Annotated in this window: 17 protein-coding genes; 12 read left to right on the top strand and 5 right to left on the bottom strand. The window is 66.2% G+C overall.

All coding sequences use genetic code 11. The features are described 5' to 3' along the window. Positions 1 to 22: 22 nt before the first annotated feature. Both lldD and IG194_RS17910 read right to left on the bottom strand, forming a co-directional pair. Complete coding sequence (lldD, locus tag IG194_RS17905) at positions 23 to 1,168, bottom strand: FMN-dependent L-lactate dehydrogenase LldD (protein WP_009613082.1); 1,146 nt, start codon at positions 1,166 to 1,168, stop codon at positions 23 to 25. Between the two features lie 70 nt (positions 1,169 to 1,238). Beyond that, complete coding sequence (locus tag IG194_RS17910) at positions 1,239 to 2,915, bottom strand: lactate permease LctP family transporter (RefSeq protein ID WP_009613081.1); 1,677 nt, start codon at positions 2,913 to 2,915, stop codon at positions 1,239 to 1,241. Between the two features lie 318 nt (positions 2,916 to 3,233). Here IG194_RS17910 and IG194_RS17915 point away from each other — a divergent pair, with 318 nt between their 5' ends. Continuing rightward, the gene (locus tag IG194_RS17915) at positions 3,234 to 3,998 is read left to right on the top strand and encodes an FCD domain-containing protein (protein WP_009613080.1); all 765 of its coding nucleotides are present in this window, start codon (positions 3,234 to 3,236) and stop codon (positions 3,996 to 3,998) included. Between the two features lie 153 nt (positions 3,999 to 4,151). Here IG194_RS17915 and smpB read toward each other — a convergent pair whose 3' ends face one another. Then, positions 4,152 to 4,631: an SsrA-binding protein SmpB gene (smpB, locus tag IG194_RS17920; protein ID WP_043268990.1), complete on the bottom strand. Its 480-nt coding sequence runs from the start codon at positions 4,629 to 4,631 to the stop codon at positions 4,152 to 4,154. A gap of 172 nt (positions 4,632 to 4,803) precedes the next feature. Between smpB and IG194_RS17925 the strand changes: the two genes are divergently transcribed. Further along, positions 4,804 to 5,238, top strand: coding sequence for a type II toxin-antitoxin system RatA family toxin (locus tag IG194_RS17925; protein WP_058488394.1), 435 nt, complete (start codon positions 4,804 to 4,806; stop codon positions 5,236 to 5,238). Then, positions 5,231 to 5,539 (top strand): RnfH family protein, encoded by a 309-nt coding sequence (locus tag IG194_RS17930; RefSeq protein WP_009613076.1) that lies wholly within the window; start codon positions 5,231 to 5,233, stop codon positions 5,537 to 5,539. Before IG194_RS17925 ends, IG194_RS17930 begins: the two co-directional genes overlap by 8 nt. Positions 5,540 to 5,600: 61 nt before the next feature. Here the strand turns inward: IG194_RS17930 and IG194_RS17935 are convergent, their stop codons facing one another. After that, the gene (locus IG194_RS17935; protein ID WP_043268997.1) at positions 5,601 to 6,134 is read right to left on the bottom strand and encodes an outer membrane protein assembly factor BamE; all 534 of its coding nucleotides are present in this window, start codon (positions 6,132 to 6,134) and stop codon (positions 5,601 to 5,603) included. A gap of 96 nt (positions 6,135 to 6,230) precedes the next feature. Between IG194_RS17935 and fur the strand changes: the two genes are divergently transcribed. Then, a complete protein-coding gene (gene fur / locus IG194_RS17940; RefSeq protein ID WP_009613072.1) occupies positions 6,231 to 6,635 on the top strand; it encodes a ferric iron uptake transcriptional regulator in 405 nt (134 codons plus the stop codon). A gap of 425 nt (positions 6,636 to 7,060) precedes the next feature. Here fur and recN read toward each other — a convergent pair whose 3' ends face one another. Next, complete coding sequence (recN, locus tag IG194_RS17945; RefSeq protein ID WP_043268999.1) at positions 7,061 to 8,737, bottom strand: DNA repair protein RecN; 1,677 nt, start codon at positions 8,735 to 8,737, stop codon at positions 7,061 to 7,063. Between the two features lie 170 nt (positions 8,738 to 8,907). On the opposite strand from recN, the gene grpE reads away from it, so the two are divergent. The 8 genes from grpE to greA all read left to right on the top strand — a co-directional run bounded on the left by grpE (position 8,908) and on the right by greA (position 19,381). Continuing rightward, on the top strand, positions 8,908 to 9,471 hold the full coding sequence (gene grpE, locus IG194_RS17950; protein ID WP_009613068.1) for a nucleotide exchange factor GrpE: 564 nt from the start codon (positions 8,908 to 8,910) through the stop codon (positions 9,469 to 9,471). An 89-nt stretch (positions 9,472 to 9,560) separates the two neighbouring features. Next, positions 9,561 to 11,477, top strand: a complete 1,917-nt coding sequence (dnaK, locus tag IG194_RS17955; RefSeq protein ID WP_009613067.1) for a molecular chaperone DnaK — start codon at positions 9,561 to 9,563, stop codon at positions 11,475 to 11,477. Between the two features lie 122 nt (positions 11,478 to 11,599). Next, a complete protein-coding gene (gene dnaJ / locus IG194_RS17960; RefSeq protein ID WP_009613066.1) occupies positions 11,600 to 12,730 on the top strand; it encodes a molecular chaperone DnaJ in 1,131 nt (376 codons plus the stop codon). An 87-nt stretch (positions 12,731 to 12,817) separates the two neighbouring features. Beyond that, positions 12,818 to 13,624 carry a 4-hydroxy-tetrahydrodipicolinate reductase gene (gene dapB, locus IG194_RS17965; protein ID WP_009613065.1) on the top strand — a complete coding sequence of 269 codons (807 nt, stop codon included), beginning with the start codon at positions 12,818 to 12,820 and terminating at the stop codon, positions 13,622 to 13,624. A 229-nt stretch (positions 13,625 to 13,853) separates the two neighbouring features. Further along, on the top strand, positions 13,854 to 14,990 hold the full coding sequence (gene carA / locus IG194_RS17970) for a glutamine-hydrolyzing carbamoyl-phosphate synthase small subunit (protein ID WP_043269001.1): 1,137 nt from the start codon (positions 13,854 to 13,856) through the stop codon (positions 14,988 to 14,990). A gap of 26 nt (positions 14,991 to 15,016) precedes the next feature. Further along, complete coding sequence (leuE, locus tag IG194_RS17975) at positions 15,017 to 15,667, top strand: leucine efflux protein LeuE (protein WP_099049140.1); 651 nt, start codon at positions 15,017 to 15,019, stop codon at positions 15,665 to 15,667. Between the two features lie 19 nt (positions 15,668 to 15,686). Continuing rightward, entirely contained in the window at positions 15,687 to 18,908 is a 3,222-nt protein-coding gene (gene carB, locus IG194_RS17980; protein ID WP_058488395.1) for a carbamoyl-phosphate synthase large subunit, read from the top strand. Beyond that, complete coding sequence (gene greA, locus IG194_RS17985) at positions 18,905 to 19,381, top strand: transcription elongation factor GreA (protein ID WP_009613057.1); 477 nt, start codon at positions 18,905 to 18,907, stop codon at positions 19,379 to 19,381. The genes carB and greA overlap by 4 nt, the downstream gene beginning before the upstream one ends. The last annotated feature ends 8 nt before the right edge of the window (positions 19,382 to 19,389 follow it).

Consider the following 19,389-nt stretch of genomic DNA (forward strand, 5'->3'; position numbering starts at 1 on the left):
CTCGCTCCTACAGGGGGCGCCTTCAGGCGCCGAGTTCGCGCACCAGCGAATCGCGGGTGATTTCGCCGATGGACTTGGCGCCGGTGAGCACCATGGCCACGCGCATTTCCTTCTCGATCAGCTCCAGCAGGTTGCGCACGCCGGCCTCGCCGTCCACCGCCAGGGCGTAGAGGAAGGCGCGGCCGAGCAGCACGCTGTCGGCGCCCAGGGCGATCATGCGGACCACGTCCAGGCCGTTGCGGATGCCGGAGTCGGCGAGGATGGTCAAATCGCCCTTCACCGCGTCGGCGATGGCCGGCAGGGCGCGGGCGCTGGACAGCACGCCGTCGAGCTGGCGGCCGCCGTGGTTGGAGACGACGATGCCGTCGGCGCCGAATTTCACCGCGTCCTTGGCGTCCTCGGGGTCGAGGATGCCCTTGATCACCATCGGGCCTTCCCAGAAGTCGCGGATCCACTCCAGGTCCTTCCAGGAAATCGACGGGTCGAAGTTGGCGCCCAGCCAGCCGATGTAGTCGGCCAGGCCTGTGGGGTTGCCGCGGTACTTGGAGATGTTGCCCAGGTCGTGCGGGCGGCCCAGCAGGCCCACGTCCAGCGCCCACTGCGGGTGGGTCATGGCCTGCCACATGCGCCGCAGCGGGGCGTTCGGGCCGCTCATGCCGGAGTGCGCGTCGCGGTAGCGGGCGCCGGGCACCGGCATGTCCACGGTGAACACCAGGGTCGAGCAGCCGGCGGCCTTGGCCCGCTCCAGGGCGTTCTTCATGAAGCCGCGGTCCTTCAGCACGTAGAGCTGGAACCACATGGGCCGGTCGATGGCCGGCGCCACTTCCTCGATCGGGCACACCGAGACGGTCGACAGGGTGAAGGGCACGCCCTTGGAGGCCGCGGCGCGCGCCGCCTGCACTTCGCCGCGGCGGGCGTACATGCCGGTCAGGCCGACCGGGGCCAGGGCCACCGGCATCGCCAGGGTCTCGTTGAACAGCTTGGTTTCCAGGCTCAGCTCGGACATGTTCTTCAGCACGCGCTGGCGCAGGGCGATGTCCGACAGGTCCGCCACGTTGCGGCGCAGGGTGTGCTCGGCGTAGGCGCCGCCGTCGGCGTAGTGGAACAGGAAGGGCGGAATCTTGCGTTGGGCCGCGGCGCGGTAGTCGGTGGAGGCGGAAATGATCATCTGGCAGGGCACCGGTTGGGGTGGACGGTGAAGGCCGGGCCCCGTAGCGCTGGGGCCCGGCAGGTACAGCTTAGTGAACGAGCATGCCGGTGAAGACATAGGCCTGCAGCAGGGTGATCACGCCGATCACCGCGGCGAACAGCAGGCTGTGCTTCAGGGTGAAGCGGAACAGGTCGGATTCCTTGCCGACCATGCCGGTGGCGGCGCAGGCCACGGCGATGGATTGCGGCGAGATCATCTTGCCGGTCACACCGCCGGTGGTGTTGGCGGCCACCAGCAGGGTGTCGTTGACGCCGATCTGGTGCGCGGTGGTGCCCTGCAGGGCGCCGAACAGCGCGTTGGACGAGGTGTCCGAACCGGTCAGGAACACGCCCAGCCAGCCGAGGAACGGCGAGAAGAACGGGAAGGCCGCGCCGGTGCCGGCCAGGACCAGGGCCAGGGTGGTGGACATGCCGGAGAAGTTGGTGACGAAGGCGAAGGCCAGCACCATGCCGATGGACAGCACCGGCCACTTCAGCTCGACCAGGGTTTCCTTGAAAGTGGTCAGACCAGTTTTCGCGGCGATGCGCAGGATGAACATCGAGACGATCGCGGAGATCAGGATCGCGGTGCCGGTGGCGGCCAGCGGGTCGAACTTGAACACGGCCGGCAGCGCGGTGGCGGCGGCAGCGATCGGCGGGCCCTTGAATACCAGTTGGTCCAGGCCCGGGATCGGGAAGTTGAACACCAGGCTGTAGAGCGCGCCGCCGGGCAGGAACATGGCCTTGAACGGCTTCAGCGTCCAGATGGTGACCAGCACGGTGAGCACCAGGAACGGCGACCAGGCCTTGATGATCTCGCCGGTGCTGTAGGGCGAGGGTTCGGAGCGCGGCGCGTTGCCGCCGCCGACCACGGCTGCGCCGCCGGAGACGCCGACCACTTCGACGGCGTTGGCCGGTTGCCAGACTTTCAGGAACAGGGTCAGGCACACCAGGCTGATCAGCGCGGAGGTGATGTCCGGCAGTTCCGGGCCGATGAAGTTGGAGGTGAAGTACTGGCTGACGGCGAAGCTGCCGCCGGCGACCAGGGCGGCCGGCCAGGTTTCCTTCACGCCCTTGAGGCCGTCCATCATGAACACCAGCCAGAACGGCACCAGCAGCGACAGCAGCGGCAGCTGGCGGCCGGCCATGGCGCCGATCTTGAAGGCGTCGATGCCCGAGACCTGGCCGGCGACGATGATCGGGATGCCCAGGGCGCCGAAGGCCACCGGCGCGGTGTTGGCGATCAGGCACAGGCCGGCGGCGTATAGCGGGTTGAAGCCCAGGCCGACGAGCAGGGCGGCGGTGATCGCCACCGGCGCGCCGAAGCCGGCCGCGCCTTCCAGGAAGGCGCCGAAGGAGAAGCCGATCAGCAGCACCTGCAGGCGTTGGTCGGAGGTGATCGACAGGACCGAGCTGCGGATGATCTCGAACTGCCCGCTCTTGACCGTCAGTTTGTACAGGAACACCGCCGCGACGATGATCCAGGCGATCGGCCAGAGGCCGTAGAGGAAGCCGTAGAACGCGGCGCCCAGGGCCTTGCCGACCGGCATGCCGTAGGCGGCGATGGCGACGACGATGGAGAGGATCAGGGTGATGGTGCCGGCGACGTGGCCCTTGAGGCGGAACACGGCCAGCGCCAGGAAGAAGAAGACGATCGGGATCACGGCGACCAGCGCGGACAGGCCGAGGCTGCCGAGCGGGGTATAGATCTGCTGCCAGGTTTGCATGCTGTTTTGGCTCCTAATTGTTTTTTGATTGGAGTCTAGTCTTGCGCCGTGTCGTGGGTTTGGCGCCGCCCCGGGCGGGGTTGGCGGCAGGCGGACGACCGTCTCGGCGGATCTCGCAAAAATTGGTAATACCAATTTACAAAAGCGAGCGCTCAGAGTAAAAGCATCCCTGTAGGCTGTCAATTTGCGGCGCTACAACTTTTGTCGGACCGGGCGATCCCGGCGATCGTCGGGCTTGTTGTGTCGGGTGCCGCTGGTTAGGCTGCCGCCCCTGCGAAACGGGGCCTTCCGCCAGGCGGGCCGAGAGGTGGGGAAAAGATGGCTTTCAATCAGGTACGGCAGCGCCGCTTGTCGGACGATATCGTCGAGCGTCTGGAGGCGATGATCCTCGAGGGCACGCTGAAGGCGGGCGAACGCCTGCCGGCCGAGCGGGTGCTGGCCGAGCAGTTCGGGGTGTCGCGGCCTTCGCTGCGCGAGGCGATCCAGAAGCTGGTGGCCAAGGGGCTGCTGGTCAGCCGCCAGGGCGGCGGCAACTATGTCGCGCAGTCCCTGGGCTCGACCTTCAGCGACCCGTTGCTGCACCTGCTGGAGAGCAACCCCGAGGCGCAGCGCGACCTGCTGGAGTTCCGCCACACCCTGGAAGGCTCCTGCGCCTACTACGCCGCGCTGCGCGCCACCGAGGTGGACCACCAGCGCCTGACCAGCGCCTTCGAGACGCTGCAGGCCTGCTATCAGCGCAACGACAAGGTCAGCGAGGAGGAGGGGGCAGCCGACGCCAGCTTCCACCTGGCCATCGCCGAGGCCAGCCACAACACCGTGCTGCTGCATACCATCCGCGGCCTGTTCGACCTGCTCAAGCACAACGTGGTGACCAACATCGGCGGCATGTACGCCCAGCGCACGGAAACCCGCGAGCAACTGATGAGCCAGCACCGCGAGCTGTACGACGCGATCATGCAGGGCCGGGCGGAAGAGGCGCGGGAGATTTCCCACCGGCACATTTCCTATGTGCGGGAAGTGCTGGAGGAGGCACAGGACGAAGTGCGGCGCCTGGAGCGGGCGCAGCGCAGGCTGGGGGTTTGACGGCAGGAACCTGTAATAGGAGCGAGCAAGCTCGCTCCTACGAAAAGCGGGGGCTGGCGTCAGCTTCGTAGGATGGGTTGAGCCTTGGCGAAACCCATGCTGTCACGGTGATGGGTATCGCTCCGCTCCACCCATCCTACGAAAAGCCTGGCGTCAGTCGTCCTTGCCGTGCCGCATGGCGCGCTGGATCTCGCGATTGGAATCGCGTTCCTTCTCGGTGTCGCGCTTGTCGTATTCCTTCTTGCCCTTGGCCAGCGCGATCTCGCACTTGATCAGGTGCTTCTTCCAGTACATCGACAGCGCCACGCAGGCGTAGCCCTTCTGCTGCACCGCGCCGAACAGTTTGCCCAGCTCGCGCTTGTGCAGCAGCAGCTTGCGCGTGCGCACCGGGTCGGCGATCACGTGGGTGCTGGCAGTGGTCAGCGGGGTGATGTGGCTGCCCAGCAGCCAGGCCTCGCCGTCCTTGAGCAGGACGTAGCTGTCGACCAGCTGGGCCTTGCCGGCGCGCAGGCTCTTGACCTCCCAGCCGGCCAGGGCGATGCCCGCCTCGAAGCGTTGCTCGATGAAGTAGTCGTGCAGAGCCTTCTTGTTCTGCGCGATGGTTCCCTGGGGGTGTTTCTTCTGTTTAGCCATAGGCCGCGCATTATAGGGAGTCGCTCGCCGCGCCGCCATCGGGGTCGGTCAATTCCGGGTGCGGCGGGATGCGCGCTTGAGGGTGGGTGGCTAATCTCGGAGAATGCGCGCTGTTTTTCGTACCGTTGGAGGCCGGTTCGCCGGCGTCCGCCACTGAAGAAGCGAGACCCCTATGAGCACGCATATCCAGCGTTCGGCCCTGCTGCCCTATCCCGCGAAGGCGCTGTACGACCTGGTCAACGATGTGGCGCGCTACCCGGAGTTCCTGCCCTGGTGCTCGGCGAGCAAGGTGCTGGAGGCAAGCGAAACGGCGATGCGCGCCGAGCTCAGTGTGGCCAAGGGCAACCTGTCGCAGCGCTTCAGCACGCGCAACGTGCTGGTGCCCGGGCAGAGCATCGAGATGAACCTCGAGGACGGCCCGTTCTCCGAGCTGCACGGCGTGTGGACCTTCAAGGCCCTGGGCGACAAGGCCTGCAAGATCACCCTGGACCTGACCTTCGATTACGCCGGCGCCCTGGTCAAGGCGACCCTCGGGCCGCTGTTCACCCAGGCGGCCAACACCATGGTCGACGCCTTCTGCCAGCGCGCCAAGCAGCTGTATGGCTGATGAGCGCAGCATCGCCATCGAGGTGGTCTGCGCGCTGCCCGAGCGACAGCGCCTGCTGCGCCTGAGCGTGCCCTACGGCACGCGGGTGCGCGAAGCGGTGAGGTTGTCCGGCATCGCTGCGCAGTTCCCCGAGCTGGACGTGCTCGACAGCCCGCTGGGCATCTTCGGCAAGGCGGTCGCCGACCCGGACGGCCGAGTGCTGGAGGAGGGCGAGCGGGTGGAAATCTACCGGCCGCTGATCGCCGACCCCAAGGAAGTGCGCAAGCAGCGTGCCGCCCGCGCCAAGGCCAGCAAGGGCTGAGCGAAACACGCGGACATGAAAAAGCCCGGTCGATGCCGGGCTTTTTTCATGGATGTGCCGGTTACTGCGGATTGGTTTCCAGCGGTTCCGGGGTGGGCACGGCGACCGGCTTGGCCTCGTCGACTTCGCGCTGCAGCTGTTCTTCCACCGAGCCCGGCTTGGCCGGCTCTTCCTTGGGCTGCTCCGGCTTCTGCTGTTGCGGCTGCTCGGGCGAGGCGGGGGTGGATTCCTTGCCGAGGATGGCCTCGTCGCGGCTGACGCCCGGGCGGAAGTCGCCGTTCAGGCCGATCAGCTGGTCGTTGCCGTTGAACATCAGGCTGACGCGCTCCTGCTGGCGCTGGCCGCCGCCGGGCTGGATGCTGTACAGGTAGTCCCAGCGGTCGGGGTGGAAGGTATCCACGATCAGCGGGTTGCCCATGATGAAACGCACCTGCCGACGGGTCATTCCCGGCTTCAGTTGGTCTATCATGTCTTGTGTTACGACGTTGCCTTGCTGGATGTCGATCTTGTAGACCCCCGGGAACGAACAACCGGCGAGTGCGGCTAGTCCCATTGCGAATGCGAGACTGGTCAGCATGAGCTTGGTGTTTTGCATCGGGGGGTGACTTCCACTATCTTGGCTGGGCGACGAAACCCCGATCATACCCGCATTGAAGGATGCTGCGAAGCATTCCGCGCCGAGAAAGCACACATGGTTGAAAATAGCGAACTGCGCAAGGCCGGCCTGAAAGTCACCCTGCCGCGCGTCAAGATCCTGCAGATGCTCGATTCCGCCGAGCAACGCCACATGAGCGCCGAGGACGTCTACAAGGCGCTGATGGAGGCTGGCGAGGATGTCGGCCTGGCCACCGTGTACCGCGTGTTGACCCAATTCGAGGCAGCCGGCCTGGTGGTGCGCCACAACTTCGACGGCGGCCATGCCGTGTTCGAGCTGGCCGACAGCGGCCACCACGACCACATGGTCTGCGTGGATACCGGCGAGGTCATCGAGTTCATGGACAGCGAGATCGAGAAGCGCCAGAAGGAAATCGTCAAGGAGCGCGGCTTCGAGCTGGTGGACCACAACCTGGTCCTGTACGTGCGCAAGAAGAAATAAGTAGCCTTGCAACGAACGGAAAACGGCGGCCCTGGGGCCGCCGTTTTCATTTTCAGGGGGATTTCAGGTGAGATTGGTGCGTAGGAGCAACTGTCTGCGCCGAGGCGCTTTTCGTAGGATGGGTTGAGCTTGCGAAACCCATACGGTGGTGGTGATGGGTATCGCTTCGCTCAACACCATCCTACGAAAAGCCATGCTCGCTCATGCGGTAGGAGCGGACCTTGTCCGCGATAGTCGGAGGTCTCGGCGCGATTCGCGGATGAGATCCGCTCCTACAGGTTGCCCATGCGCCGTGCCCTTGTAGGAGCGCGCCCTGCGCGCGAATCGCAGGCAGGGCCTGCTCCTACAGTCAGCCCGAGGCGTGGCATTTCCCCGAGTGGACCTTGTCCGCGATAGCCGCGCATCGCGGCGCGATTCGCGGTTTTTCAGCCCTGCAGCGCCCGGTCCACCATCTTGCGGGCGTGGGCCAGGGATTCCTTGGTCATGTCCACGCCGCCGAGCATGCGGGCGATCTCTTCTATGCGTTCGGCCTTCTTCAGGTTGGCCACCGCGGTGCGGGTTTCGCTGCTGCCGCGTTCCTTGTGCACGAACAGGTGCTGGTGGCCCTGGGCCGCGACCTGCGGCAGGTGGGTGACGGTCAGCACCTGGCCGCCTTCGCCCAGGCGGCGCAGCAGTTGGCCGACCACTTCCGCGGTGGGGCCGCCGATGCCGACGTCCACTTCGTCGAAGACCAGGGTGGGCGTGCGCGATGTTTGCGCGGTGATCACCTGGATGGCCAGGCTGATGCGCGACAGTTCGCCGCCGGAGGCGACCCGCGCCAGGCCCTTGAGCGGCTGCCCGGGGTTGGCGCTGACCAGGAATTCCAGCTGCTCCAGGCCGTTGGCCTGGGGCTCGTCGGCGGGGGCGTCGCTCAGTTCGATGGCGAAGCGCCCGCCAGGCATGCCCAGGCGCTGCATTTCCGTTTCCACCAGGGTGGCCAGCTGCGGGGCGGCCTGGCGGCGCAGGGCGCTGAGTTCCGCGGCTTTTTCCTGGTAATGGCGCTCGTAGGCGGCCAGTTCCTCGCCCAGGCGTTCCGCGGCTTCGTCGTCGGCGTTCAGCGCTTCCAGTTCCTCCAGCAGGCGCTGTTGCAGGGCTTGCAGGTCGTGGGGCTGCACGCGGTGCTTGCGGGCCAGGCTGTAGATGGCGTCCATGCGTTCTTCCAGTAGCTGCAGGCGGCTGGGGTCGGCATCGAAGTTGTCGACGAAACGGTTCAGCTCGCCCACCGCTTCCTCTACCTGGATCTGCGCGCTGGACAGCAGGTTGACCGCCTCGGCCAGCGCCGCGGGCTGGCTCTGGAAGGCGGTCAGGCGGTTGAGGCTGGCGGTCAGCACCGAAAGCACGTTGCCGGCGTCGCTTTCGCTGCACATGTCCACCACCTGGCGGCAGGCGCCGAGCAGCGCGCCGGCGTTGCTCAGGGTCTTGTGCTCGGCCTCCAGCGCCTCCAGTTCGTTCTCGCCCAGGGCCAGGTTCTCCAGTTCGTCCAACTGGTAGCTGAGCAACTGGTGGCGGGCGCGCTGTTCGTCGCTGCTGCGCGACAGGCGGTCGAGTTCCTGGCGCGTCTGTTTCCAGCGCTGCGCGGCCAGCTGTACCTGGCGCGCCAGGTCCTGGCTGCCGGCGTATTCGTCGAGCAGGCGGCGGTGGGTGTCGGCCTTGAGCAGCGACTGGTGCTCGTGCTGGCTGTGGATATCGATCAGCAGCTCGCCCAGGGCCTTGAGGTCGCCCAGGGTGCAGGGCGTGCCGTTGATGTAGCCGCGCGAGCGGCCTTCGGCGGTGATCACCCGGCGCAGGATGCACGGGCCGTCCTGCTCCAGGTCGCGCTCGGCGAGCCAGTCGCGGGCCTCGGCGATGGCGCCGACGTCGAAGCTGGCGAGGATGTCGGCCTTGTCCGCGCCGGGGCGCACCACGCCGCTGTCGGCGCGGTCGCCCAGGGCCAGGCCGAGGGCGTCGAGCATGATCGACTTGCCGGCGCCGGTCTCGCCGGTGATCACGGTCATGCCGGCGGCGAGCTCGAGATCGAGGTGCTCGACGATGGCGTAGTTGTGCACGGAGAGGTGAACCAGCATGGAGGGCGGCTCCGGTGAAAAGGTCTGTTTATTTATACAGTATTTTTTGCCGCTGGCAATTCATCGCCCGCCCCTTGAACCGGCGCAAATGGCCCCCATATAGCCGGCAGAGCCGCGAGCCATTGGGTTCGCTTTGTTTTCAAAGGCTTTTTCTTTTTTAGGAGAGTGGCATGTCTGACGAGCAACAGACTCAGGATTCGCACCTGAACGAGCAGCCGGAACAGGTTGCCGGCGACGACCTGAACGCCCGCGTGCTGGACCTCGAGGAACAGCTGGCCGCGGCCAAGGACCAGAGCCTGCGCGTCGCCGCCGAGCTGCAGAACGTGCGTCGCCGCGCCGAGCAGGATATCGAGAAGGCGCACAAGTTCGCCCTGGAGAAGTTCTCCGGCGACCTGCTGCCGGTGGTCGACACCCTGGAGCGCGCGCTGGAAATGTCCAGCCCGGACGACGAGGCGATCAAGCCGATGCGCGAAGGCATCGAGCTGACCCTCAAGATGTTCCACGACACCCTCAAGCGCTACAACCTGGAGCCGGTCGACCCCCACGGCGAGCCGTTCAACCCCGAGCACCATCAGGCGATGGCGATGGAAGAGAGCGTGCACCTGGAGCCCGGCAGCGTGGTCAAGGTGTTCCAGAAGGGCTACCTGCTCAACGGTCGCCTGCTGCGCCCGGCCATGGTCGTGGTCAGCAAGGCACCCGAGCAAACCCCGCCTTCGATCGACGAGAAGGCTTGAAATCCGCCACCCGGTCCCCATCTGGGTAATCAACCGAGCACAAGGTCCGCAGCGGGATCAGCACGGAATCTAATTTCTGGAGAGTGAATATGGGCAAAATCATTGGTATCGACCTGGGGACCACCAACTCCTGCGTCTCCATCCTGGAAAACGGCAGCGTCAAGGTGATCGAGAACGCCGAAGGCGCTCGCACCACCCCGTCGATCATCGGCTACGCCAACGATGGCGAGATCCTGGTCGGCCAGCCGGCCAAGCGCCAGGCGGTCACCAACCCGAAGAACACCCTGTACGCGGTGAAGCGCCTGATCGGCCGTCGCTTCGAAGAAGACGTCGTGCAGAAAGACATCAAGATGGTGCCGTACAGCATCGTCAAGGCTGACAACGGCGACGCCTGGGTCGAAGCCAAGGGCCAGAAGATGGCCCCGCCGCAGGTTTCCGCCGAAGTCCTGAAGAAGATGAAGAAGACCGCCGAGGACTACCTGGGCGAGCCGGTCACCGAAGCGGTCATCACCGTGCCGGCCTACTTCAACGACAGCCAGCGCCAGGCCACCAAGGACGCCGGCCGCATCGCCGGCCTGGACGTCAAGCGCATCATCAACGAGCCGACCGCGGCTGCGCTGGCCTACGGCCTGGACAAGGCCAAGGGCGACCACACCATCATCGTCTACGACCTGGGCGGCGGTACCTTCGACGTCTCGGTGATCGAGATCGCCGAAGTCGACGGCGAGCACCAGTTCGAAGTGCTGGCCACCAACGGCGACACCTTCCTCGGTGGCGAAGACTTCGACCTGCGCCTGATCGACTACCTCGTCGACGAGTTCAAGAAAGAGACCGGCATGGACCTCAAGGGCGACCCGCTGGCCATGCAGCGCCTGAAAGAGGCTGCCGAGAAGGCCAAGATCGAGCTGTCCTCGACCCAGCAGACCGACGTCAACCTGCCGTACATCACCGCCGACGCCAGCGGCCCGAAACACCTGAACGTCAAGGTGTCCCGCGCCAAACTGGAGTCCCTGGTGGAAGACCTGGTGCAGCGCACCATCGAGCCCTGCCGCGTGGCCCTGAAGGACGCCGGCCTGGACGTGTCGAAGATCGACGAAGTGATCCTCGTCGGCGGCCAGACCCGCATGCCGCTGGTGCAGAAGACCGTCGCCGAGTTCTTCGGCAAGGAAGCGCGCAAGGACGTCAACCCGGACGAAGCCGTAGCCATGGGTGCCGCCATCCAGGGCGCCGTGCTGGCCGGTGACGTCAAGGACGTGCTGCTGCTCGACGTCACCCCGCTGACCCTGGGCATCGAGACCCTGGGTGGCGTGATGACCGCGCTGATCGACAAGAACACCACCATCCCGACCAAGAAGTCGCAGGTGTTCTCCACCGCCGACGACAACCAGGGCGCCGTGACCATCCACGTGCTGCAGGGCGAGCGCAAGCAGGCCGCGCAGAACAAGTCGCTGGGCAAGTTCGACCTGGCCGACATCCCGCCGGCGCCGCGCGGCGTGCCGCAGATCGAAGTGACCTTCGACATCGACGCCAACGGCATCCTGCACGTGTCCGCCAAGGACAAGGCCACCGGCAAGCAGCAGTCCATCGTGATCAAGGCCTCTTCGGGCCTGTCCGAGGACGAGATCCAGCAGATGGTGCGCGACGCCGAGGCCAACGCCGAGGAAGACCGCAAGTTCGAGGAACTGGCCGCCGCCCGCAACCAGGGCGATGCGCTGGTCCACGCGACTCGCAAGATGGTTACCGAGGCTGGCGACAAGGCCACCGCCGAGGAGAAGGCTGCCATCGAGAAGGCGCTGGCCGACCTGGAAGCCGCCGTGAAGGGCGACGACAAGGCCGAGATCGAAGCGAAGATGAACGCGCTGTCCCAGGCGTCCACCCCGCTGGCGCAGAAGATGTACGCCGAGCAACCGCAGCCGGGCGCCGAAGCCCAGTCCGGCGATGCTGACCACAAGGCCGGCGACGACGTGGTCGACGCCGAGTTCGAAGAGGTCAAGGAGAACAAGTAAGCCTCGTGCAAGCTTGCGCTCCGGCGCACCGACCAGCGTGTCGGTGCGCATGAAACGTCACGCGGGGGCTTGCTCCCGCGTCGGCGTGTCTGGGGGAGAGGTTTTCAAGGTGCAAAGAATTTATGGCCAAACGTGATTTCTACGAGGTACTGGGTGTCGAGCGTGGCGCCAGCGAGTCGGACCTGAAGAAGGCCTACCGCCGGCTGGCCATGAAGTACCACCCGGACCGCAATCCCGGCGACAAGGAAGCCGAGGATAAATTCAAGGAGGCCAACGAGGCGTACGAGATCCTGTCCGACGCCAGCAGGCGCGCGGCCTACGATCAGTACGGCCACGCCGGCGTCGACCCGCAGATGGGCGGCGGTGGCGCCGGCTTCGGCGGCGCGAGCTTCTCGGACATCTTCGGCGACGTCTTCAGCGACTTCTTCGGTGGCGGCGGCGGTGGCCGTGGCGGCCGCGGCGGCCCGCAGCGCGGCGCCGACCTGCGCTACACCCTGGACCTGGACCTGGAAGACGCGGTCCGCGGCACCACCGTGACCATCCGCGTGCCGACCCTGGTCGGCTGCAAGACCTGCAGCGGCAGCGGCGCCAAGCCCGGCACCTCGCCGGTCACCTGCACCACCTGCGGCGGCATCGGCCAGGTGCGCATGCAGCAGGGCTTCTTCTCGGTGCAGCAGACCTGCCCGCGCTGCCATGGCAGCGGCAAGATGATCAGCGACCCCTGTGGCACCTGCCATGGCCAGGGCCGCGTGGAAGAGCAGAAGACGCTGTCGGTCAAGGTGCCGGCCGGCGTCGACACCGGCGACCGCATCCGCCTCACCGGCGAGGGCGAGGCCGGGGCCCATGGCGGCCCGGCGGGCGACCTCTACGTGGTGGTCAACGTGCGCGAGCACGACATCTTCCAGCGCGACGGCAAGCACCTGTACTGCGAAGTGCCGATCAGCTTCGCCGACGCCGCCCTGGGCGGTGAGCTGGAAGTGCCGACCCTGGATGGCCGGGTGAAGCTGAAGATCCCGGAAGGCACCCAGACCGGCAAGCTGTTCCGTCTGCGCGGCAAGGGCGTGGCCCCGGTGCGCGGCGGTGGCGCCGGCGACCTGATGTGCCGCGTGGTGGTCGAGACCCCGGTGAACCTGGACAAGCGCCAGCGCGAACTGCTCGAGGAGTTCCGCAGCAGCCTGCAGGGCGACACCTCCCACTCGCCCCGCGCCAGTGGCTGGTTCGAAGGCATGAAGCGCTTCTTCGACGATTTATAAGTGATGGGCTGGAAGCTCGAAGCTGGAGGCTTGAAGCGGGCCGGCTCGGGCTTCCGGCTTCTGGCTTCCAGCTTGGAGCTTTCTGTTATGCGACGTATAGCCGTAATGGGCGCCGCCGGGCGCATGGGCAAGAACCTGATCGAGGCGGTGCAGCAGACCAACGGCAGCGCCGGCCTGACCGCCGCCATCGACCGCCCGGACAGCACCCTGGTGGGCGCCGACGCCGGTGAACTGGCCGGCCTGGGGCGCATCGGCGTGCCGCTGTCGGGCGACCTGGCGAAGGTGGTCGACGAGTTCGACGTGCTGATCGACTTCACCCATCCCACCGTGACCCTGAAGAACCTGGAGGTCTGCCGCAAGGCCGGCAAGGCCATGGTCATCGGCACCACCGGTTTCTCCGTGGAGGAGAAGGCCCTGCTGGCCGAGGCCGCCAAGGACATTCCGATCGTCTTCGCCGCCAACTACAGCGTCGGCGTCAATCTCTGCCTGAAGCTGCTGGACACCGCCGCCCGCGTGCTGGGCGACGAAGTGGACATCGAGATCATCGAGGCCCACCACCGGCACAAGGTCGACGCGCCGTCCGGCACTGCCTTGCGCATGGGCGAAGTGGTGGCCAATGCCCTGGGGCGTGACCTGGAGAAGGTGGCGGTCTACGGTCGCGAGGGCCAGACCGGCGCCCGCGAGCGCGAGACCATCGGCTTCGCCACCGTGCGCGCTGGTGACGTGGTGGGCGACCACACCGTGCTGTTCGCCGCCGAGGGCGAGCGCGTGGAGATCACCCACAAGGCCTCCAGCCGCATGACCTTCGCCCGCGGCGCGGTGCGTGCGGCGCTGTGGCTGGAAGGGCAGGGCAGCGGCCTGTACGACATGCAGGACGTGCTCGGGCTGCGCTGAGCGCCTGCCGCGCGTCGGCATGACGGCGCAAAAATGACCCAGCGGTAGCGTTACGCGTCGTGCAAAAGGTGGACCATTATGTCGCGTTTCTGTAAACTACAGATTTAGTGTGTCCACTAAAAGCAGCGCAGCATGAACCATATAAAAAGCGGGATGACCTCTTCTGATGTCATCCCGCTTTTTTACAACCTGCGCACGCCCAGCCAGGCTTGATTCACGGGAGGTCTTCTTGACTAAGCCAGCCATACTTGCACTTGCCGACGGCAGCATTTTTCGCGGTGAAGCCATCGGTGCCGACGGCCAGACCGTCGGCGAGGTGGTGTTCAACACCGCCATGACCGGCTACCAGGAAATCCTTACCGATCCTTCCTATGCCCAACAGATCGTCACCCTGACCTACCCGCACATCGGCAACACCGGGACCACCCCGGAAGACGCCGAAGCCAATCGCGTCTGGGCCGCCGGCCTGATCATCCGCGACCTGCCGCTGCTGGCCAGCAGCTGGCGCAACAAGCAGTCGCTGCCCGACTACCTGAAGGAAAACGGCACCGTCGCCATCGCCGGCATCGACACCCGCCGCCTGACGCGCATCCTGCGCGAGAAGGGCTCGCAGAACGGCTGCATCCTCGCCGGCGACGACGCCACCGAAGAGAAGGCGCTGGAACTGGCGCGTTCCTTCCCGGGCCTGAAGGGCATGGACCTGGCCAAGGTGGTGTCCTCCACCGAGCGCTACGAGTGGCGCTCCAGCGTGTGGAACCTGGAAACCGACAGCCACCCGGAAATCCCCGCCGCCGAGCTGCCCTACCACGTGGTCGCCTACGACTTCGGCGTCAAGCTGAACATCCTGCGCATGCTGGTGGCCCGCGGCTGCCGCCTGACCGTGGTGCCGGCGCAGACCCCGGCCAGCGAAGTGCTGGCGCTGAACCCGGACGGCATCTTCCTCTCCAACGGCCCCGGCGACCCCGAGCCGTGCGACTACGCCATCCAGGCCATCCGCGAGTTCCTCGATACCGAGATCCCGGTCTTCGGCATCTGCCTCGGTCACCAACTGCTGGCCCTGGCGTCGGGCGCCAAGACCATGAAGATGGGCCACGGCCACCACGGCGCCAACCACCCGGTGCAGGACCTGGATACCGGTGTGGTGATGATCACCAGCCAGAACCACGGCTTCGCGGTGGACGAGGAAACCCTGCCGGGCAACCTGCGCGCCACCCACAAGTCGCTGTTCGACGGCACCCTGCAGGGCATCGAGCGCACCGACAAGGTGGCCTTCAGCTTCCAGGGCCACCCGGAAGCCAGCCCCGGCCCGCACGACGTGGCGCCGCTGTTCGACCGTTTCATCTCGGCCATGGCCGAGCGTCGCTGAGAGCTGCGAAGAGGTAAGCGAAGATGATGCCGACCCTGGGAATCACCGACCTCTGGACCTACGTCCTGGGTACGCTGTTCATCGTCCTGCTGCCGGGCCCGAACTCGCTGTTCGTGCTGGCCACCGCCGCCCAGCGTGGCGTCGGCGCCGGCTACCGGGCGGCCAGCGCGGTGTTCCTGGGCGATGCCATCCTGATGCTGCTCTCGGCCCTGGGCATCGCCTCGCTGCTCAAGGCCGAGCCGGTGCTGTTCCTCGGCCTGAAGTACGCCGGCGCCGCCTACCTGTTCTACCTGGGCCTGGGCATGCTCCGCGGCGGCTTGCAGAAGCTGCGCCAGCCGCTGGAACAGGCCGCCCCGGCGAAGGAAGTGGACGTCGCCCAGCCGTTCCGCAAGGCGCTGCTGCTGAGCCTGTCGAACCCCAAGGCGATCCTCTTCTTCGTGTCCTTCTTCATCCAGTTCGTCGACCCGGGCTATGCCTACCCCGGCGTGTCGTTCCTGGTGCTGGGCACGATCCTCGAGGTCATCAGCGCCCTCTACCTCAGCTTCCTGATCTTTTCCGGTGTGCGCCTGGCGGCCTGGTTCCGCCGCCGGCAACGACTGGCGGCCGGCGCCTCGAGCGGCGTCGGCGCCCTGTTCGTCGGCTTCGGCGTGAAGCTGGCCAGCGCAACCCTTTCCTGAATATTGCAACGAGAGTCCCATGCCCAAGCGTACAGACATCAAGAGCATCCTGATCCTCGGTGCCGGCCCCATCGTCATCGGCCAGGCCTGCGAATTCGACTACTCCGGCGCCCAGGCCTGCAAGGCCCTGAAGGAAGAAGGCTTCCGCGTCATCCTGGTGAACTCCAACCCGGCCACCATCATGACCGACCCGGCCATGGCCGACGCCACCTACATCGAGCCGATCAAGTGGCAGACCGTGGCCAAGATCATCGAGAAGGAGCGCCCCGACGCGCTGCTGCCGACCATGGGCGGCCAGACCGCGCTGAACTGCGCGCTGGACCTGGAGCGCCACGGCGTGCTGGAGAAGTTCGGCGTTGAGATGATCGGCGCCAACGCCGACACCATCGACAAGGCCGAGGACCGCTCGCGCTTCGACAAGGCCATGAAGGCCATCGGCCTGGCCTGCCCGCGCTCGGGCATCGCCCACAGCATGGAAGAGGCCTATGGCGTGCTGGAACAGGTCGGCTTCCCCTGCATCATCCGTCCGTCCTTCACCATGGGCGGCACCGGCGGCGGCATCGCCTACAACCGCGAAGAGTTCGAAGAGATCTGCGCCCGCGGCCTGGACCTGTCGCCGACCAACGAGCTGCTGATCGACGAATCGCTGATCGGCTGGAAGGAATACGAGATGGAGGTTGTCCGCGACAAGAAGGACAACTGCATCATCGTCTGCTCCATCGAGAACTTCGACCCCATGGGCGTGCACACCGGTGACTCCATCACCGTGGCCCCGGCGCAGACCCTGACCGACAAGGAATACCAGATCATGCGCAACGCCTCCCTGGCGGTGCTGCGCGAGATCGGCGTGGAAACCGGCGGTTCCAACGTGCAGTTCGGCATCTGCCCGGACACCGGGCGCATGGTCGTGATCGAGATGAACCCGCGGGTGTCGCGCTCCTCGGCCCTGGCCTCCAAGGCCACCGGCTTCCCGATCGCCAAGATCGCCGCCAAGCTGGCCGTCGGCTACACCCTCGACGAACTGCAGAACGACATCACCGGCGGCCGCACCCCGGCGTCCTTCGAGCCGGCCATCGACTACGTCGTGACCAAGGTGCCGCGCTTCGCCTTCGAGAAATTCCCCAAGGCCGACGCCCGTCTGACCACCCAGATGAAATCCGTGGGCGAGGTCATGGCCATCGGCCGTACCTTCCAGGAGTCGGTGCAGAAAGCCCTGCGCGGCCTGGAAGTGGGCGTCGCCGGCTTCGATCCGAAACTCGACCTGGCCGACCCGGAAGCCGAGGGCATCCTGCGCCGCGAGCTGACCGTGCCGGGCGCCGAGCGCATCTGGTACGTGGCCGATGCCTTCCGCGCCGGCAAGAGCATCGAAGAAGTCTTCGCCCTGACCAAGATCGACGAATGGTTCCTGGTGCAGATCGAGGACCTGATCAAGGAAGAAGAGAGGGTCAAGACCCTCGGTCTGTCCGGCATCGACGCCGACCTGATGCGCAAGCTCAAGCGCAAGGGCTTCTCCGACGCGCGCCTGGCCAAGCTGCTCGGCGTCACCGAGAAGAACCTGCGCAGCCACCGCCACAAGCTGAAAGTCGTGCCGGTGTACAAGCGCGTGGACACCTGCGCCGCCGAATTCGCCACCGACACCGCCTACATGTACTCGACCTACGAGGAAGAGTGCGAGGCCAACCCGTCCGGCCGCGACAAGATCATGATCCTCGGCGGCGGTCCGAACCGCATCGGCCAGGGCATCGAGTTCGACTACTGCTGCGTGCACGCGGCGCTGGCGATGCGCGAAGACGGCTACGAGACCATCATGGTCAACTGCAACCCGGAGACCGTCTCCACCGACTACGACACTTCCGACCGCCTGTACTTCGAGCCGGTGACCCTCGAAGACGTGCTGGAGATCGTCCGCGTCGAGCAGCCCAAGGGCGTGATCGTCCAGTACGGCGGCCAGACCCCGCTGAAACTCTGCCGCGCCCTGGAAGAGGCCGGCGTGCCGATCATCGGCACCAGCCCCGACGCCATCGACCGCGCCGAGGACCGCGAGCGCTTCCAGCAGATGGTCCAGCGCCTGAACCTGCGCCAGCCGGCCAACGCCACCGCGCGCAGCGAAGACGAGGCCCTGAGCCTGTCGAAGAACATCGGCTACCCGATGGTGGTGCGCCCGTCCTACGTACTGGGCGGCCGGGCGATGGAAATCGTCTACCAGGAAGAAGAGCTCAAGCGCTACATGCGCGAGGCGGTGAAGGTTTCCAACGACAGCCCGGTGCTGCTCGACCGCTTCCTCAACTGCGCCATCGAGGTGGACATCGACGCGGTCTGCGACGGCGAGACCGTGGTGATCGGCGCCATCATGCAGCACATCGAGCAGGCCGGCGTGCACTCCGGCGACTCCGCGTGCTCGCTGCCGCCGTACTCGCTGCCCAGGCACATCCAGGACGAGATCCGCGAACAGGTCAAGAAGATGGCCCTGGAGCTGGGCGTGGTCGGCCTGATGAACGTGCAGATGGCCGTGCAGGGCGAGGACATCTACGTGATCGAGGTGAACCCGCGCGCCTCGCGTACCGTGCCCTTCGTCTCCAAGTGCATCGGCGAATCCCTGGCCAAGATCGCGGCGCGCGTCATGGCTGGCAAGAGCCTCGCCGAAGTCGGCTTCACCGAAGAGGTGATCCCGCCGTACTATAGCGTCAAGGAAGCGGTGTTCCCGTTCGCCAAGTTCCCTGGCGTCGACCCCATCCTCGGCCCGGAAATGAAATCCACCGGCGAGGTCATGGGCGTGGGCGACAGCTTCGGCGAGGCTTTCGCCAAGGCCCAGCTGGGCGCCAGCGAGATCCTGCCGAACGCCGGTTGCGCCTTCATCAGCGTCCGCGAGGACGACAAGCCGCAGGCCGTGCAGGTCGCCCGTGACCTGGTCGCGCTGGGCTTCGAGGTGGTCGCCACCGCCGGTACCGCCAAGGTGATCGAGGCGGCCGGCCTGCCGGTGCGTCGCGTGAACAAGGTGACCGAGGGCCGCCCCCACGTGGTCGACATGATCAAGAACGACGAAGTCACCCTGATCATCAACACCACCGAAGGCCGCCAGTCGATCGCCGATTCCTATTCGATCCGTCGTAACGCCCTGCAGCACAAGATCTACTGCACCACCACCATCGCGGCGGGGCAGGCGATCTGCGAGGCGCTCAAGTTCGGTCCCGAGAAGACCGTTCGCCGGCTGCAGGACCTGCATGCAGGAATCAACGCATGAGCAAATTCCCGATGACCGTCCAGGGCGCCCGCGCCCTGGAAGAAGAACTGAAACACTTGAAGACCGTTCTGCGCCCGCAGATCACCCAGGCCATCGCCGAAGCGCGTGAGCTGGGCGACCTCAAGGAAAACGCCGAGTACCATGCCGCCCGCGAGCAGCAGGGCATGTCCGAGGCGCGCATCCGCGACATCGAGGCCAAGCTGTCCAACGCGCAGATCATCGACGTCACCACCATCCCGCACACCGGCAAGGTGATCTTCGGCACCACCGTGGACATCGCCAACGTCGAGACCGACGAGACCGTGACCTACCAGATCGTCGGCGACGACGAGGCCGACATCAAGGCGCGCAAGATCTCGGTCAACTCGCCGATCGCCCGCGCGCTGATCGGCAAGACCGAGGGCGACGCCGTGCTGGTGAAGACCCCGGGCGGCGACGTCGAGTACGAGATCGTTGAAGTCCGCCACGCCTGAGTCGCGTC

It is taken from the genome of Pseudomonas sp. ADPe, from assembly GCF_014843515.1.
GTDB classification, from domain to species: Bacteria; Pseudomonadota; Gammaproteobacteria; order Pseudomonadales; family Pseudomonadaceae; genus Pseudomonas; species Pseudomonas citronellolis.

Coding starts and splice junctions, on each gene's coding strand:
- lldD (WP_009613082.1), bottom strand. CDS start 1,168: ATGATCATTTCCGCCTCCACCGACTACCGCGCCGCGGCCCAACGCAAG.
- IG194_RS17910 (WP_009613081.1), bottom strand. CDS start 2,915: ATGCAAACCTGGCAGCAGATCTATACCCCGCTCGGCAGCCTCGGCCTG.
- IG194_RS17915 (WP_009613080.1), top strand. CDS start 3,234: ATGGCTTTCAATCAGGTACGGCAGCGCCGCTTGTCGGACGATATCGTC.
- smpB (WP_043268990.1), bottom strand. CDS start 4,631: ATGGCTAAACAGAAGAAACACCCCCAGGGAACCATCGCGCAGAACAAG.
- IG194_RS17925 (WP_058488394.1), top strand. CDS start 4,804: ATGAGCACGCATATCCAGCGTTCGGCCCTGCTGCCCTATCCCGCGAAG.
- IG194_RS17930 (WP_009613076.1), top strand. CDS start 5,231: ATGGCTGATGAGCGCAGCATCGCCATCGAGGTGGTCTGCGCGCTGCCC.
- IG194_RS17935 (WP_043268997.1), bottom strand. CDS start 6,134: ATGCAAAACACCAAGCTCATGCTGACCAGTCTCGCATTCGCAATGGGA.
- fur (WP_009613072.1), top strand. CDS start 6,231: ATGGTTGAAAATAGCGAACTGCGCAAGGCCGGCCTGAAAGTCACCCTG.
- recN (WP_043268999.1), bottom strand. CDS start 8,737: ATGCTGGTTCACCTCTCCGTGCACAACTACGCCATCGTCGAGCACCTC.
- grpE (WP_009613068.1), top strand. CDS start 8,908: ATGTCTGACGAGCAACAGACTCAGGATTCGCACCTGAACGAGCAGCCG.
- dnaK (WP_009613067.1), top strand. CDS start 9,561: ATGGGCAAAATCATTGGTATCGACCTGGGGACCACCAACTCCTGCGTC.
- dnaJ (WP_009613066.1), top strand. CDS start 11,600: ATGGCCAAACGTGATTTCTACGAGGTACTGGGTGTCGAGCGTGGCGCC.
- dapB (WP_009613065.1), top strand. CDS start 12,818: ATGCGACGTATAGCCGTAATGGGCGCCGCCGGGCGCATGGGCAAGAAC.
- leuE (WP_099049140.1), top strand. CDS start 15,017: ATGCCGACCCTGGGAATCACCGACCTCTGGACCTACGTCCTGGGTACG.
- carB (WP_058488395.1), top strand. CDS start 15,687: ATGCCCAAGCGTACAGACATCAAGAGCATCCTGATCCTCGGTGCCGGC.
- greA (WP_009613057.1), top strand. CDS start 18,905: ATGAGCAAATTCCCGATGACCGTCCAGGGCGCCCGCGCCCTGGAAGAA.